15 protein-coding genes are annotated in these 14,995 nt (G+C 74.5%); 7 read left to right on the top strand and 8 right to left on the bottom strand.

From position 1 onward, the window contains the following. Window positions 1-23: 23 nt before the first annotated feature. Window positions 24-2,147: a prephenate dehydratase domain-containing protein gene (locus tag ACFSBI_RS06990; RefSeq protein ID WP_377933395.1), complete on the top strand. Its 2,124-nt coding sequence runs from the start codon at window positions 24-26 to the stop codon at window positions 2,145-2,147. On the opposite strand, the gene ACFSBI_RS06995 is transcribed toward ACFSBI_RS06990, so the two are convergent. Then, window positions 2,144-2,281, bottom strand: coding sequence for a hypothetical protein (locus ACFSBI_RS06995; RefSeq protein WP_377933397.1), 138 nt, complete (start codon window positions 2,279-2,281; stop codon window positions 2,144-2,146). The genes ACFSBI_RS06990 and ACFSBI_RS06995 overlap by 4 nt on opposite strands. Before the next feature lie 178 nt (window positions 2,282-2,459). Between ACFSBI_RS06995 and pgm the strand changes: the two genes are divergently transcribed. Beyond that, on the top strand, window positions 2,460-4,079 hold the full coding sequence (gene pgm, locus ACFSBI_RS07000; RefSeq protein WP_377933399.1) for a phosphoglucomutase (alpha-D-glucose-1,6-bisphosphate-dependent): 1,620 nt from the start codon (window positions 2,460-2,462) through the stop codon (window positions 4,077-4,079). A gap of 67 nt (window positions 4,080-4,146) precedes the next feature. Here the strand turns inward: pgm and ACFSBI_RS07005 are convergent, their stop codons facing one another. Beyond that, window positions 4,147-4,473, bottom strand: a complete 327-nt coding sequence (locus tag ACFSBI_RS07005; RefSeq protein WP_377933401.1) for a DUF202 domain-containing protein — start codon at window positions 4,471-4,473, stop codon at window positions 4,147-4,149. Next, window positions 4,470-4,829 carry a YidH family protein gene (locus ACFSBI_RS07010; RefSeq protein ID WP_377933402.1) on the bottom strand — a complete coding sequence of 120 codons (360 nt, stop codon included), beginning with the start codon at window positions 4,827-4,829 and terminating at the stop codon, window positions 4,470-4,472. Before ACFSBI_RS07010 ends, ACFSBI_RS07005 begins: the two co-directional genes overlap by 4 nt. A gap of 113 nt (window positions 4,830-4,942) precedes the next feature. Between ACFSBI_RS07010 and ACFSBI_RS07015 the strand changes: the two genes are divergently transcribed. Further along, entirely contained in the window at window positions 4,943-5,593 is a 651-nt protein-coding gene (locus ACFSBI_RS07015) for an aggregation-promoting factor C-terminal-like domain-containing protein (RefSeq protein WP_377933403.1), read from the top strand. A gap of 27 nt (window positions 5,594-5,620) precedes the next feature. Here ACFSBI_RS07015 and ACFSBI_RS07020 read toward each other — a convergent pair whose 3' ends face one another. Further along, window positions 5,621-6,430, bottom strand: coding sequence for a M15 family metallopeptidase (locus tag ACFSBI_RS07020; RefSeq protein ID WP_377933405.1), 810 nt, complete (start codon window positions 6,428-6,430; stop codon window positions 5,621-5,623). A gap of 84 nt (window positions 6,431-6,514) precedes the next feature. On the opposite strand from ACFSBI_RS07020, the gene ACFSBI_RS07025 reads away from it, so the two are divergent. Further along, window positions 6,515-8,317 carry an MDR family MFS transporter gene (locus tag ACFSBI_RS07025; protein WP_377933407.1) on the top strand — a complete coding sequence of 601 codons (1,803 nt, stop codon included), beginning with the start codon at window positions 6,515-6,517 and terminating at the stop codon, window positions 8,315-8,317. Window positions 8,318-8,714: 397 nt separating this feature from the next. Here ACFSBI_RS07025 and htpX read toward each other — a convergent pair whose 3' ends face one another. The 4 genes from htpX to ACFSBI_RS07045 all read right to left on the bottom strand — a co-directional run bounded on the left by htpX (window position 8,715) and on the right by ACFSBI_RS07045 (window position 12,051). After that, window positions 8,715-9,584 carry a zinc metalloprotease HtpX gene (gene htpX / locus ACFSBI_RS07030; RefSeq protein WP_377933409.1) on the bottom strand — a complete coding sequence of 290 codons (870 nt, stop codon included), beginning with the start codon at window positions 9,582-9,584 and terminating at the stop codon, window positions 8,715-8,717. Window positions 9,585-9,717: 133 nt separating this feature from the next. Further along, entirely contained in the window at window positions 9,718-10,767 is a 1,050-nt protein-coding gene (locus ACFSBI_RS07035) for a lipoate--protein ligase family protein (protein WP_377933490.1), read from the bottom strand. 25 nt (window positions 10,768-10,792) lie between these two features. Then, window positions 10,793-11,641, bottom strand: a complete 849-nt coding sequence (locus ACFSBI_RS07040) for an alpha/beta fold hydrolase (protein WP_377933411.1) — start codon at window positions 11,639-11,641, stop codon at window positions 10,793-10,795. A 23-nt stretch (window positions 11,642-11,664) separates the two neighbouring features. Further along, the gene (locus ACFSBI_RS07045; RefSeq protein ID WP_377933413.1) at window positions 11,665-12,051 is read right to left on the bottom strand and encodes a VOC family protein; all 387 of its coding nucleotides are present in this window, start codon (window positions 12,049-12,051) and stop codon (window positions 11,665-11,667) included. A 66-nt stretch (window positions 12,052-12,117) separates the two neighbouring features. Between ACFSBI_RS07045 and ACFSBI_RS07050 the strand changes: the two genes are divergently transcribed. From ACFSBI_RS07050 to ACFSBI_RS07060, 3 genes are all read left to right on the top strand, one after another. Then, on the top strand, window positions 12,118-13,341 hold the full coding sequence (locus ACFSBI_RS07050) for an MFS transporter (RefSeq protein ID WP_377933415.1): 1,224 nt from the start codon (window positions 12,118-12,120) through the stop codon (window positions 13,339-13,341). 123 nt (window positions 13,342-13,464) lie between these two features. Next, window positions 13,465-14,283 (top strand): DUF4397 domain-containing protein, encoded by an 819-nt coding sequence (locus tag ACFSBI_RS07055; RefSeq protein ID WP_377933417.1) that lies wholly within the window; start codon window positions 13,465-13,467, stop codon window positions 14,281-14,283. 190 nt (window positions 14,284-14,473) lie between these two features. Beyond that, window positions 14,474-14,983: a class F sortase gene (locus ACFSBI_RS07060; RefSeq protein ID WP_377933418.1), complete on the top strand. Its 510-nt coding sequence runs from the start codon at window positions 14,474-14,476 to the stop codon at window positions 14,981-14,983. Window positions 14,984-14,995: the final 12 nt, after the last annotated feature.

A 14,995-nucleotide genomic window follows, 5' to 3' on the forward strand; every position in this document is an offset into this window, starting at 1 on the left:
CGCCACCCCTAGCCTTGGGCGTCATGGCAGGAGGGCTCGTCGTCGTCGGGGCCGCGCTCGGCGCCGGGCGCTGGCTCGCCGAGCAGCTGGGCGCGCACGGGCGGTGGTCCCGGACCCTGCTCGTCGACACCGCTCCGATCGACCCCTCCGTGCAGGGCGGCGGGCAGGCGCTCACGGCCCTGCCCGCGGACCTCGGCGACGTCCGCGCGGCGGTCGTCGCCGTGCCGGCCTCCGCACTCGACCCGGTGCTGACCGACCTCGCCGCCGCGTTGCCCGGTGACGCCGAGCTGGTCGTCGTGGCGAATCCGATGGCGCCCGCCGTCGCCCTGCTGCAACGCATGCCGCAGCAGGCATGGACGGCTCACCTGCTGTTCGACCCCGCACTGACCGCCGGCGACGGGCAGGGCGTCTTCGTCGCCCCGGCCGCACCGCCGACCTGGTTCGCGGACGCGCTCGAGGGCAGCGGGGCGCTGCTGCGCACGGGCGACGCCGCCTCGCACGACGCCGCGATGGCGGTCGTGCAGGGCGCCACGCACCGCACGCTCGTCGCGTTCGCCGACGAGGTGACCGCGTCCGTGCCGGACCTCGACGCGCTCTGGAGCGTGCGCACCCCGCTGTTCGACAGCCTGCTCGCGCTCACCACGCGGGCGCTCGACCCCCGGCAGCAGGCCCAGGTGGCCGCGCTGCAGACGCCGGAGGTGCAGCGCGCGGCCGCAGCGGCCCGCGACCGCATCAGCGGCACGCTCTTCGAGGAGCTGCGGACGACCGCGGCGGCGGGCATCCAGGCCGCGCAGGCGCGGCGGGGCGAGATCGCGCGGCACCTCCGCGAGGGCACCCTCGTCGGGCTCCGCCGGGCCGGTGCCCCCGACTCGGTGCGCGTCGGCCGGGTCCGTGCGGCGTCCCCGACCCACGTCGCGCTCGACGTGCTGCTGGCGGGGCCGCCCGGTCGGGCCGCCCTGCTGGACGGTCCCGGGCTGGCGAACGCCGCACGGCTCGGCGTGCCGAAGCGCGTCGCCCGCCACGACTTCGGTGCCGGGCACGTCGAGGTGCTGGGCGAGGCGGAGCTGCAGCGCCTGCTCGACGAGCGCCTCGCGTTCCTGCCGCGCGACGTCCGCTTCCTCGTGCCCGAGTCCGTGTCCGGCGCCGGGGTGACGCGGGTCGTCGCGCGCGCCGCGGGGCTGCGCGACGTGCGGCTGGTCGACGAGGTCGTGCGCACCGGCCAGCGCTCGGTCGTCGTGCACCTCGCCGTGCGGGCGGACCGGGACGTCGACGCGACGGTCGAGGCGGTGCGTCGCGACGTCGCCGCCGCCTACGCCTGGCCGGTCGGCGTCACGCGGGCCCCGGCCCGCGCGGAGCTGGAGGTGGTCTACCTGGGCCCGGCGGGCACGTTCTCCGAGACGGCGGCGCGCCAGGCCGGCGAGAGCCTGGGCCTCGTCGCGCCGCGGCTCACGGCCCTGCCGAGCTTCGACGCGGTGCTCGGCGCCCTGCGGCCGGGCGTCGTCGGGGTCCTGCCGATCACGAGCAGCGCATCCGGCCTCGTCGGCCGGGCCGTGGACGCGCTGCTCGCCGCACCGCCCGTCGTCGCGAGCGGCGTCGTGGACGTCGCCGTGCGGTTCGACGCCTACGTCCGGGGACCCGAGCCGCTGGAGCGCCTGCGAGGACGGCAGGTGTTCAGCCACCCCCAGGGCCTCGCGCAGTGCACGCGGTTCGTCGCGCGGTGGGGGCTCGCGCCGGTGCCGACGGCCTCCACCGCCGAGGCCCTCGCGATGGTCGAGCGCTCGGACGAGCCGGCGGTGGCGCTCGGCGGCGCGGACCTCGGGGGGCCGCTGCGCGTCGCGGAGCGCGAGGTCGACGACCTGTCCGGGTCGATCACCCGCTTCCTCGTCGTCGGGGTCGAGGGCGAGTTCGCCGCGCAGCGGGAGGGCGCCGACCCCACCCTGCGCAGCCTGTGGGTCGGCGGCTCCGCCGCCGATGCCGTCGCGCTGCTGCCGACGGGCGGGGCCGTCTACTCCGAGGTGCTCACCGACGCCGACGGCCGCTTCCTGCTGGTCTCCAGCGGCACGAACGCGGAGGCCGGCGCCGCCCGCCGGCTCGGCGTGCTGCCGTGGTCCCCGCGCACCCCGATCGTGCGGCCCGCGGCGGACTAGTCCGGCTCGCCCGCCGGCCGCAGGTGCGCCGCGGCTCGGCGATGGTGGAGCGCGAGCCCTCCGCGCCCCTCCGCCTCGAGCTGGTCGGCGGAGTGCTCCAGCAGGTCGACGACGTCGCGCACCATCCTCAGCACGGCCGCAGGATCCCGCCGGCCCGCTCGGCGGCACGGCGGACACCCGGGCTCCCCGCGATCCACAGGACTTCTTCAGGTGAGGCGGGCGCGTGCCACCGGCCCGCTCCGTCGCGACCGCGCGGTGCGTCGGCCCGGATCCGGAGGGAAGCCCCAGCGGGTCGGGTGCCAGGATGACGGCATGACCTCACGGGCAGGGACGCCTGCGCAGTCGTCCGACCTCATCGACGTCGAAGCGCTGATCGACGCCTACTGGCACCGGCACCCCGACGTGTCGGACCCCGAGCAGAAGGTGGTGTTCGGCACCAGCGGCCACCGCGGCAGCAGCCTGAAGACCGCCTTCAACGACGACCACATCGCCGCCATCACGCAGGCGATCGTCGAGTACCGCGCCGAGCAGGGCACGACCGGCCCCCTCTTCATCGGCCGCGACACCCACGCGCTCTCGGCGCCCGCGCAGTCGACCGCGCTCGAGGTGCTCGTCGCGAACGGCGTCGACGTGCTCGTCGACGAGTTCGACGGCTACACCCCGACGCCCGCGGTGAGCCACGCGATCATCCGGTACAACCGGGAGCACCCGGGGCAGCCGCAGGCGGACGGCATCGTCGTGACGCCGAGCCACAACCCGCCCGCGGACGGCGGCTTCAAGTACAACCCGCCGCACGGCGGCCCGGCCGACAGCGACGCGACGAACTGGATCGCGGAGCGCGCCAACGCGCTGATCGCGGGCGGCCTCCAGGACGTGCAGCGCGCCGAGGCCACCGCCGTCGGCACCTACGACTTCCGCACCCGCTACGTCGAGGACCTCGGCTCCATCATCGACATGCAGGCGATCAAGGACAGCGGCATCCGGATCGGCGCGGACCCGCTGGGCGGCGCCTCCGTGTCGTACTGGCAGGCGATCGCCGAGGCCTACGGGCTCGACCTCACCGTCGTGAACCCCGAGGTCGACCCGCAGTGGGGCTTCATGACGCTGGACTGGGACGAGAAGATCCGCATGGACCCGTCCTCCCCGTCGGCGATGGCCTCGGTCGTCGCCCGCGCCGGCGACTACGACATCCTCACCGGCAACGACGCGGACGCGGACCGGCACGGCATCGTGACGCCCGACGCCGGCCTGATGAACCCGAACCACTACCTCGCGGTGGCGATCCAGTACCTGTTCACGCACCGCCCGGGGTGGAGCGAGGACGCGGCGGTCGGCAAGACGCTGGTCTCCAGCTCGATGATCGACCGGGTCGCCGAGTCGATCGGCCGGACGCTCGTCGAGGTGCCGGTGGGCTTCAAGTGGTTCGTGCCGGGCCTCATCGACGGCTCCGTCGCCTTCGGCGGGGAGGAGAGCGCGGGCGCCAGTTTCCTCAAGCAGGACGGCACCTCGTGGACCACCGACAAGGACGGGATCCTGCTCTGCCTGCTGGCGAGCGAGATCCGCGCGGTGACCGGCAGGAGCCCCAGCGAGCTGTACCGCGAGCTGACCGAGCGGTTCGGCGACCCGGCGTACGCCCGCGTCGACGCGGCAGCGACGAAGGCGCAGAAGGCGGCGCTCGGGAAGCTCGACGGCGACGCGGTCGCCGCGACCGAGCTGGCCGGCGAGCCGATCGTGGCGAAGCTGTCGAAGGCGCCCGGCAACGGCGCCGCGATCGGCGGCGTGAAGGTCGTGAGCGAGGACGCCTGGTTCGCCGCGCGCCCCTCCGGCACCGAGGACGTGTACAAGATCTACGCCGAGTCCTTCAAGGGCCCGGACGACCTGAAGGCGGTCCAGGCGGAGGCGAAGCGCATCGTCGACGCCGCGCTCGGCTGACCCGCGTCCCCCCTCGCGGATCCGCACCTCCTCCGCGGGAGTGCTGCGGATCCGCGGGGACCGTCGGTCAGCGGGGGGAGGCCGCGAGGTAGAGCAGGCCGAGCGCCGCGCCCGCTGCCGTGAGCACCGCGGTCGCGGCCAGCAGCAGTCCGCCCGGCATCACGCCGCCGGACCCGAAGGCGGCCGACGCCGCGCGGGCGCGGCGGGCGGCCGCGAGCCACAGGCCGATCGCGACCGCGACGCCGGCGAGCCCGGTGCCGATCGTCCAGGGTCCGAGCACGTCCGGCAGCACGCGGACCGATACGAGCGCGCCCACCGCGAGGGCGAGCAGCGTGCGGCGCCACGACAGCGCGGTCCGCTCCGGCTGCAGGCCCGGGTCGACGGGCGCGGTCACCGGATCAGCAGCCCGACGACGATGAGGACCGCGACGAGCACGACGCCGCCGGCGAGCGGCAGCGAGACGAACGACGACGGCAGCGGGCGGCCGAGGCGCAGGGCGCGCTCCGCCGCCGCCCAGTTCAGCCAGGCCACCACCGGCAGCACGAGGCCGAGTCCGAGCAGCACCGCCGCGGTCGCGACCCGCACGCCGACGGGCAGCGGCAGCGCTACGGCGTCGACCGCGACGCCGCCCGCGATCAGCGCGAGCGCCGTGCGGATCCAGGCGAGGAAGGTGCGCTCGTTGGCGAGCGTGAAGCGGGGGTCGGGCTCCTGCCCCACCCCGTAGACCCGGGCCGGGAAGCGCCTGGTCACCCGAGGATCCTGGTCACCCGAGGAATCCTGGCACGCCGCGGGCCTGCAGCCCTTGAGCGCGCCCCGGCCGCTAGCGTCGGGCGCCGACCGTGCCGCGACGAGAGGGGACCCGCGTGGACGACGCCCTCGACGAGCGCGCCCTGCCCGAGCCCGAGGTGCTCGAGGAGGAGGAGGCCGCACCGGCCCCCTGGTGGGCGCGGGTGCGGATCCTGCTGCCCGGGCTGGTCACCACGGTCGGCGGCGCGGGCATCACGCTCGCGCTGATCGGCAACGCCTACGCGACCACGCTGCCGGGCGACGAGCCGGACACGAGGCCGACGGTCGCGGTGCAGCACTACGTCGTCCCGCCCGAGGCGGTGCTCGACGACATCACGGTCGACCGCATCAAGGTCTCGGCCGCTCCCGTCGCCCCGTCCGGGTCGAGCGGCGGCGCGGTGTCGATGCCGACCGGACCGGTCGCTCCCGTCGGCGAGGCGCAGCAGTACGCGGCGCAGCAGATCGCCGCCCGAGGGTGGGCGAAGAAGGAGCTGGCCTGCCTGGTGCCGCTCTGGAGCCGGGAGTCGGGCTGGAACGCGCACGCGGGCCGGCCGAACGGCCCGTACGGCATCCCCCAGGCCTACCCGGGTACGAAGATGGCGTCCGCCGGCGGCGACTGGCTGAACGACCACCGCGTGCAGATCCGCTGGGGGCTCGGCTACATCGCCGGCCGCTACGGCACCCCCTGCGGCGCCTGGGCGCACTGGCAGTCGGCCCACTCGTACTGACGCCGGGGCGCGCGACACCCCCGCCGCTCAGTAGTCGGGCGCGTCCGGCAGGCCGAAGACCTTCTCGAGCAGCGGCTGGTCCGACTCGTGCATGTGGCGCGCCAGCGCCTCACCGACGTAGCGGAAGTGCCACGGCTCCCACTGGATGCCCGTCACCGCCTGCTGCCCCTTCGGGTAGCGGAGGATGAAGCCGTAGCGCCACGAGTTCGCGTCGAGCCACCGCCCGGCGGGCGTCGCCCCGAAGCAGGTCGCGATCGGGCAGCGGCCGGACGAGTCGCCGAGGTCGTCCGCGAGCCCGGTCTGGTGCTCGCTGTAGCCGGGGCGGGCGGTGAGCCGCTCCGTCGCCGTGAGGCCCAGCGACTTCAGGTTGCGGTCGAAGATCGACTTCTGGACGGTGTACGGGCGGTAGGCGGACAGCGACACGACGCCGACGCCGTCGCCCTTCGCCGCCGCGACCATCCGCTCGAGGGCCTTCGCGGCCGGCTTCCGGAGCAGCGGCGCGTTCGTGTGCGGCACGTCGGGGGCGACGAGGTCCTGCGGCACCCAGTCCTTCGGGTCCAGCGGCCGCCGCTTGTCGACCACCACCCAGATGCTGCGCGGGTCGTCGATCGAGTGGCGGGCGAGGTCGAACGTCGGCGTCGGCGTCGGCGTCGGCGTCGGCGTCGGCGTCGGCGTGGTCTCTGGGGTCGGCGACGTGGGCGCCTCGGAGCCCGGCGTCGAGGCGCTCGGTGCCCCCGACGCGCTGCCGGTCGGGACCGCGGCGGTGCAGCCGGAGAGGGCGAGCAGCGCGACCCCCGCGAGGACGCCGACGAGCCGGGGACGACGGATCCGACGCACGCGCGGGAGCCTACTCAGCGACTCCTCGGCCCGATCGTCGCCGCGAGGGCGTAGTTTCATCCGGTCAATCACCAGGGGAGCACGTTGACCGCCACCTCCACCGCGCCCACGGCGACGCCGTCCGGCGCAGTCCTGTCGCACCGCCAGATCCTGCTGATCATCGTCGGTCTGATGAGCGGGATGTTCCTGTCGTCGCTCGACCAGACGGTCGTGGGCACCTCGATCCGCACCATCGCCGACGACCTGAACGGGCTCAGCCTGCAGGCCTGGGTGACGACCGCCTACCTGATCACGTCGACGATCTCGACGCCGATCCTGGGGAAGCTGTCCGACATCTTCGGCCGGCGCCCGATCTTCCTGATCGCGATCTCGATCTTCCTCGTCGGGTCGCTCATGTCCGGCTTCGCGTGGAGCATGTACTCCCTCGCGGCCTTCCGCGCCGTGCAGGGCGTCGGCGGCGGCGGGCTGATGGCGCTCGCCCTGACGATCATGGGCGACATCCTCGCCCCGCGGGAGCGCGCGAAGTACCAGGGCTACTTCCTCGCCGTCTTCGGCACGTCGAGCGTCATCGGACCGCTGGTCGGCGGTCTGTTCGCGGGCGCCGACTCGATCCTGTTCATCACCGGATGGCGCTGGGTCTTCCTCATCAACCTGCCCATCGGCGCCGCGGCCCTCTACCTCGTCGTGCGCTTCCTGCGCCTGCCGAACCGGCACCGCGACGGCGTCGTCATCGACTGGTGGGGCGCCGCGTTCGTCGTCCTCGCCCTCGTGCCGGGCCTCATCGTCGCCGAGCAGGGCCGCGAGTGGGGCTGGGACGCCCCGGGCTCCTTCGTCTGCTACGCGCTCGCCCTCGTCGGCGTCGTGGGCTTCATCCTCACGGAGCTGCGGATGGGGACGAACGCGCTGATCCCCATGCGCCTGTTCCGCAACGCCACGTTCGCGATGGCGACGGTGCTCGGCGTGCTCGTCGGCTTCGCGATGTTCGGCGCGCTGCTGACGATCCCCCTCTACCTGCAGCTCGTGCAGGGCCTCACCCCGACGGAGTCCGGGCTCGCGATGATCCCGCTGATCCTCGGGCTGATGTCCGCCTCGATCATCAGCGGCCAGACCATCGCCAGGACGGGCCGCTACCGGCTGTTCCCGATCCTCGGGACCGGCCTGCTCGCCGCGGCCTTCGGCTACATGACCTTCATGACGCCCGACCGGCCGCTCTGGTGGGCGTGGATCGGCATGTTCGGCATCGGGCTCGGGCTCGGGCAGCTGATGCAGACGCTGACGATCGCGAGCCAGAACGCGGTGGACGTCCGGTACATCGGCGTCGCCACCTCGAGCTCGACGTTCTTCCGGCAGATCGGCGGCACGCTCGGCACCGCCGTGCTGTTCTCGGTGCTGTTCTCCCGCCTGCCCGACACGCTCGGCGCCGCCTTCCGCGACCGGTCCCTGATCGAGCCCGCGCTCCGCGCCGCCGCCGACCCCGCGGTCGCGAACGCGCCCGCGAACGCCGGGATCATGGAGCGGATCTACACGCCGCTGCTGCAGGCCGTGCAGTCGGGTCGCACGCCGGACGCGTCCGGCGGCCTCGGCACCGCGCTCGACGGGGACACGTCGTTCCTCACCAGCGCCGCGCGGGTGCTGAAGCTGCCCTTCCTGACCGGCTTCACCGACGCGATGGTGACGGTCTTCATGGTCGCCGGGGTCGTCGCGCTGGTCGCCTTCGTCCTGTCCTGGTTCCTGAAGACGCCGCCGCTGCGCGAGAAGAGCCCGCTGCAGGAGGCCGCGGACGCCGCCAGGGCAGCCGGCGGCCTCGTCGAGCCCGGCGCTCCGCAGCAGCAGCAGCCGGGCCCCGTGGAGCAGGACCCGCGCACCGGGCAACCCGCCCGCACCTGACGATCCGCCGCCCCGTCTGCGGGCGACATCCGACTGCCCGGGCGCCTCGATGCGCCCGGGCAGTCGTATCGCGCCCGCGAACAGCCTCTCGCCCAGCGGACCGGGCGGGATCGGCACATCCGGGCGCGAACGGACGACCGATCACGCCCGGATCCGCCGATCACGCCCTGCAGGGGGTCCGCCAGGCGGCAGGGAGGCGGCGAGCCACGGATGCGGGCGACTTCCGACCGGCCGGGCGCTCCAGCACGCCCGGCCAGTCGGATCGCGCCCGCACTCGGGCCTCGCACTCAGCGGAACGGGCAGCGGGGGCGGAGCGACGGACGCGGGCGGCGGCCGACTGCGCGGGCGCCGCTCGGCGCCCGCGCAGTCGGATCGCGCCCGCGAAGGGGCAGGAGGGTCAGCGGCCGAGCGGGCGGCCGGCCATCGCCTCGAGCCGCGCGATGCGCTTGCCCATCGGCGGGTGCGTCGAGAAGAGGGCGCTGACGTCCTGCGCCCGGAAGGGGTTCGCGATCATCAGGTGGCTGCTCGACTGCAGCCGCGGCTCCGGCGCCAGCGGGCGCTGCTGGACGCCGCGCTCCAGCTTGGCGAGCGCGGACGCGAGCGCCAGCGGATCGCCGGTCAGCCTCGCACCGTCCTCGTCGGCGTCGTACTCGCGGGTGCGGCTGATCGCCATCTGCACGATCCCGGCCGCCAGGGGGCCGAGGAACAGCATCAGCATGCCCGCGAGCGGGTTGCTGCGCTCGTCGCGGCCGCCGCCGAAGAGCAGCGCCGCATAGGCGAGGTAGGTGATGACGCTCGACATCGCGGCGGCGATCGAGCCGGTCAGCATGTCGCGGTTGTAGACGTGCATCAGCTCGTGGCCGAGGACGCCCCGCAGCTCGCGCTCCGTCAGGATGCCGAGGATGCCCTCGGTGCAGCAGACCGCCGCGTGCTCCGGGTTGCGGCCCGTGGCGAACGCGTTCGGCGCCTGCGTCGGCGAGACGTAGAGGCGCGGCATCGGCTGGCCCGCCTTCTCGGACAGCTCGCGCACGATGCGGTGCATCTCCGGCTGCTCCGCCTCGGACACCGGCTGCGCGCGCATCGCCTTGATCGCGACCGTGTCGCTGAACCAGTAGGCGCCGAGGTTCACGGCGAGCGCGATGACGAGACCGATCGTCAGCGCTCCGAGGTTCGGGCCGAACAGCAGGTAGCTGGCGCCCAGGATGACGGCGCCCAGCAGGCCGAACAGCAGCGCCGTCTTCAGTCCGTTGTAGTGCCGGTGCGGCATGGGTCCCCTCCCGCCGGGCCTTCCCCGGCTCATCAGGTGGAACACCATCCTCCCAGGGCGTGTTCCGGCCGCGCCGCCGCCGGTCCTATGAGTCCCCTGAGCGCCGGGGACTCAGCACCGCCCGGGCACGTCGTCAGGGGACGCGCTCGAGCCACTCGCGCGTCGTGAACTTGGTGCGGACGAGCTCCTCCGCCGCCGCCAGCTCCGCGTCGGTCAGCGAGCCGGCCGTCGCACCCGTGAGGGTCGTGAAGACCTGCTCCATGCGCTCGATGATCGCCGCGCGGCTCAGGCCGGTCTGCTTGCGCAGGGGGTCGACCCGCTTGGCCGCGCTGACGGTGCCCTTGTCGCTCATCTTCTCCCGGCCGATGCGGAGCACCTGCACCATCTTGTCGCCGTCCATGTCGTACGACATGGTCACGTGGTGCAGCACGGCGCCGGAGCCGAGGCGCTTCTGGGCGGCCCCGCCGATCTTCCCCGCCGGGCTCGAGATGTCGTTCAGCGGCTGGTACGTCGCCTCGATGCCGAGCGAGCGCAGCGCCTGCAGCACCCAGTCGTCGAGGTACGCGTAGGACTCCGCGAAGGACATGCCGCGGACGAGGTCCCCGGGTGCGTAGAGCGAGTAGGTGACGACGCTGCCCGCCTCCATGAACATCGCGCCGCCGCCGGAGACCCGGCGCACCACGTCGATGCCGAACCGCTCCGCCGCCTCCCGGTCGACCTCGTTGCGGAGCGACTGGAAGCTGCCGATCACGACCGCGGGCCGGTCCCACTCCCAGATCCGCAGCGTCGGCGGCCGGCGGCCCGCGCCGACCTCGTTCGTCAGCACCTCGTCGAGCGCAAGGTGGAGGGCGGGCGCGAAGGGCCCCGGGTGCACGAGCCGCCAGTCGAAGTCGTGCCAGTCGGCGGCCCGGCCGATCGCCCGGCGGATGGCGGTGGCGACGCCCTCCGGGCTGAAGCCGAGCAGCACGGCGCCCTCGGGGAGACCTGCGCGGATGGCGGTGGCGAGCTCCGCCGCGTTCGTGTCGGCGGGGAGCCCGACGACGGCGGCGTCGATCGCCTCGAGCGCCTCGTCGGGCTCGAGGAAGAAGTCGCCGGCGAGCCGGAAGGCGGCGATCCGCCCGCCCTCGACGGCGAGGTCGACGACCACCAGCTTCCCGCCCGGGACCTTGTACTCCCCGTGCAGCATCTCGTCGCTCATCCGTGCTCCTTCATCGTCCGCTCTCGAGGACGTGGCGCTCGATCCAGCGGACGAGGTCGCCGACGACCTCGTCCCGGTTGATCTCGTTGTAGACCTCGTGGCGTGCGCCCTCGTACACGCGCAGGGTGACGTCCCGCAGGCCCGCCCGGGCCCGGTAGGCCGCGGCCAGCCGCTCCGCGCTGCGCCGCCCGCCGAGCGTGTCGTCGGAGCCGACCTGGATCAGCAGCGGCAGGTCCGCGGGCAGCCCCGGGCCCGGGCGCCCGAACAGGCGGAGGGCGTCGCGGACGCCCAGCAGCTTCGCCGTCTGGGCGGGGAACGTGTAGGGGTCCGCGACCCAGGCGGTCGCGACGGCGGGGTCCCGGCTCAGCCACTCGGCGCCGGTGCCGCCCGGCACCCGATGGCGCCGGTTCAGGTCCCCCGCGTCCATCGAGCCCGGCATGCGGTAGGCGGTGCCGGACAGCACGACCCCGTCGTAGAGCCCGGGGCGCGTCGTGAGCGCGATCTGCGCCATCAGCGACCCCCAGCTGTGCGCGACCAGTACCAGCGGGACGCCGGGATGCCGCTGCCTCGTCAGCTCGCCGAAGCGGCCGATGGCCTCGACCGTGGCGCGGAGCCCGCCGGGCCCCAGGCGACCGAGCCGGTCCCTGCCGCCCCACTGCCGCTCGCCGGTGCGCCCGTGGCCGCGGTGGTCCTCCCCAACGACGGTGAACCCGGCGCCGTTCAGGTCCGCGGCGAGCGGGGCGTAGCGCCGCACGTGCTCGCCGATGCCGTGGGAGACCTGCACGATGCCGCGAGGGTCCGGCACGGGCCACTCGACGGTCGAGACGACCACGCCCTCGGCGTCGGTGAACGAGCCCACCCCTCGATCCTCCCGCAGGTCGGTCAGCCGTCGCGGCGGAGCTCCTGCACCGACCACCCGTTGCCGTCCGGGTCGGAGAAGAACAGGAAGCGCGACCCGTCCATCCCCTCCGGCCCGAGCTGCCGCACCTCGCCGACGTCGACCCCGCGGCCCGCGAGCTCCTCCCGGGCCGCCTCGATGTCGCGGACGACCAGCTGCAGACCCCTCGTGGTGCCGGGCTCGCCCAGTGCCATGCCCGTGCCGAAGGCGATGGAGGTCGGGGACCCCGGCGGGGTGCACTGCACCACCCGGATCCCGGGGACGGTCTCGACGTCGTGGTCGAGGTGGAACCCGAGCCCGTCGCGGTAGAAGGCGATCGCGGCGTCCACGTCGGAGACCGGCAGCGCCACGACCTCGAGCCGGTAGTCCACGCCGCGATCCTCCTCCACACCGGCTCCGACGCAACAGCCAGGTCAGACTGCATATCCTGGTGATGAATGACTGCGATCGCGTCCGGCTCCATGTTCCGCTCGCTCCGGGTCCGCGACTACCGTCTGTGGGCCTCCGGGGCGATCGTGTCGAACGTCGGCACCTGGATGCAGCGCACGGCGCAGGACTGGATCGTGCTCACGCGACTGACCCAGCACGACGCCTTCGCCGTCGGTGTCACGACAGCCCTGCAGTTCGGGCCGCAGCTGCTGCTGCTGCCCGTGACAGGCCTCGTCGCGGACCGGGTGCCGCGGCGCACCCTGCTGCTCTGCACGCAGGCGGTCATGGGCGTGCTCGCGCTCGCGCTCGGACTGCTGGTCGTGACGGACTCGGTGACGCTGGCGCAGGTCTACGTCTTCGCCTTCCTGGGCGGCTGCACCGCGGCGTTCGACGCACCGGCCCGGCAGTCCTTCGTCTCCGACCTGGTGGGGCAGGAGCACGTGTCGAACGCGGTCGCGCTGAACTCCGCCTCGTTCAACCTCGCCCGGCTGCTGGGCCCGGCCGTCGCCGGCCTGCTGATCGAGGTGATCGGCACGGGCTGGGTGTTCCTGCTGAACGCCGTCAGCTTCGCCGCGGTGCTGGCGTCGTTGCGCGCCATCCGCCCGGTGCCCGACGAGCGGCCGGCACGCCCCCGGGGGCTCCGGGAGGCGGCGGCGGGCCTGCAGACCGTGGTGCGCCGCCCCGACCTGCTCGTCGTGTTCGGCATGGTCGCCGTGATGGGCACCTTCGGCCTGAACTTCCCCATCTACGCCTCGACCATGGCCGTGCTGTTCCACCAGGGCGCGTCGGGGTACGGGCTGCTCTCCTCCGCCCTGGCGGTCGGCGCCGTCGCGGGGGCGCTGCTGTCGGCCCGGCGCTCGGCGCCCCGGACCGCCCTGATGACGGTCGGCGCCGCGGTGTTCGCCGCGGGCCTGGTCGTCGGCGCGCTCGCCCCCTCGTACCTCGTCCTCGCGCTCGCGCTGCCGTTCGTCGGCGTCGCCTCGCAGACCTTCATGACGACGGCCAACGGCATCGTGCAGCTCGGCGTCGACGCCGTGGTCCGCGGCCGCGTCATGGCCCTCTACATGGCGACCGTCATGGGCGGCACGATCGTCGGCGGTCCGGTCGTCGGCTGGGTGGCGAACGCGCTGGGACCTCGGGAGGGGCTGATGGTCGGCGCCCTCGCGGGGGTCGCCGCCGCGGCGACGGGACTCGTCCGGCAGCGCCGGACGGCCCACGCGGTCGCCGCCTGACCCGTCCTCGCCCAGCCCCTGAGGGGCTGTTGCGGAGGTTCTTGCCAGGTTCGAGCGCATCCGCCGGGCGGCCCCGCCGGGAATTGGTGGTGAAGCGATCCCCCACTCGAAGAGGAGCAGATCATGCGCACCACCCATCGCATCGCCGGAGCGCTCGTCGGCGCGACGGCCCTCGCCGTCGCCGCCGCGGCACCCGCGCAGGCGAGCACCGCCGACGCGTCGCTGTCCGTCCTGCACGCCGTGCCGGACACGCCCGTCGACGTCTACGTGAACGGCGAGCGCCAGCTGGACGACTTCGAGCCCGGCGACCTCGCCGGGCCGCTGCGGCTGCCGGGCGGCAGCTACTCGGTCGCGATCACCGCCGCGGACGCCACCGACGACTCCGACCCCGTGATCGGGCCGATCGACCTGCCGCTCGAGGCCGGCGGGAACTACACCGCCGCGGCGCACCTCGACGCGGACGGCCAGCCGACGGCGACGCTGTTCACGAACGACACCTCGGCCACCGAGGCCGGGCAGGGCCGCCTGACGGTCCGGCACACCGCCGCGGCGCCCGCCGTCGACGTGCTGGCGGGCGGCGACCCGGTGATCGAAGGGCTCGAGAACCCCGACGGACGCAGTCTCGACCTGCCGGCGGGCACCGTGTCGGCGTCGGTCGCGGCCGCGGGCACCACCGACCCCGTGATCGGCCCGGCCGACGTGCAGGTGCAGGACGGCGTGAACACGATCCTGTACGCGTGGGGCAGCCTCGAGGACGACACCCTGCAGCTCGCGACGCAGACGATCGACGGGCTCGGCGGCGCGCCGGACGGCGTGAACACCGGCACCGGCGGCCTCGCCGCCGAGGGCGGCCCGTCCACCGGCTGGCTCGCCGGCGGCGCGGCGGTCGCGCTGATCGCCGTGATCGGGACGGCGCTCGCGGTCCGTGCCCGTCGCTCCTGACCGCCCGATGCGGCCGCGGTCGTCCCGGATCCCCGGGGCGGCCGCGGCCGTGCTGGCGATCGCGCTGACGAGCGGATGCGCGGCGGGTCCGGCGCAGCGGACCGCGTCGGCACCCGCCACGAGCTCTTCAGCGAGGGCCTCGACCGCACCCGCACCCGCGCCCTCGACCTCGGCTGCGCCGGCTGCGGACGTGCCCGTGCGCAGCGCGGCGCTGCAGCCGCCCCGCGAGCAGGTCGCGCCCGTGCGGGTCGCGGTGCCGTCGGTCGACGTGGACATGCGCGTCGAGCCGGTCGGCGTGCTGACAAGCGGCGCGATGGACGTGCCGGAGCGGCCCTCGGTCGCCGGCTGGTACCGCTTCGGTCCGGACGCCTCGAGCCGCGAGGGCACCACGGTGCTCGCCGCCCACGTCGACTCGCTGGAGTGGGGCCTCGGTCCGTTCGTGCGCATCCGAGAGCTGCCCCGCGGCGCCCGCGTCCTGCTGACGGACGACCGCGGCGAGCGCGTCGAGTACCGCGTGGAGGGCGTGGAGCGGACGGCGAAGGCCGACCTGCCCGTCGGCCGGCTGTTCTCGCGCTCAGGGGACCGTCGGCTGGTGCTCATCACCTGCGGAGGCTCGTTCGATCGGACCACCCGCACCTACAGCCAGAATGTGATCGTCCACGCGCGGCCGGCCGACCCGCCCGGATCCGCGAACGACTGACGACCGCGGAGG

It is taken from the genome of Amnibacterium endophyticum (genome assembly GCF_042680685.1).
Taxonomy (GTDB): Bacteria; Actinomycetota; Actinomycetes; order Actinomycetales; family Microbacteriaceae; genus Amnibacterium; species Amnibacterium endophyticum.

Coding starts and splice junctions, on each gene's coding strand:
- pgm (WP_377933399.1), top strand. CDS start 2,460: ATGACCTCACGGGCAGGGACGCCTGCGCAGTCGTCCGACCTCATCGAC.
- ACFSBI_RS07050 (WP_377933415.1), top strand. CDS start 12,118: ATGACTGCGATCGCGTCCGGCTCCATGTTCCGCTCGCTCCGGGTCCGC.
- ACFSBI_RS07055 (WP_377933417.1), top strand. CDS start 13,465: ATGCGCACCACCCATCGCATCGCCGGAGCGCTCGTCGGCGCGACGGCC.
- htpX (WP_377933409.1), bottom strand. CDS start 9,584: ATGCCGCACCGGCACTACAACGGACTGAAGACGGCGCTGCTGTTCGGC.
- ACFSBI_RS06990 (WP_377933395.1), top strand. CDS start 24: ATGGCAGGAGGGCTCGTCGTCGTCGGGGCCGCGCTCGGCGCCGGGCGC.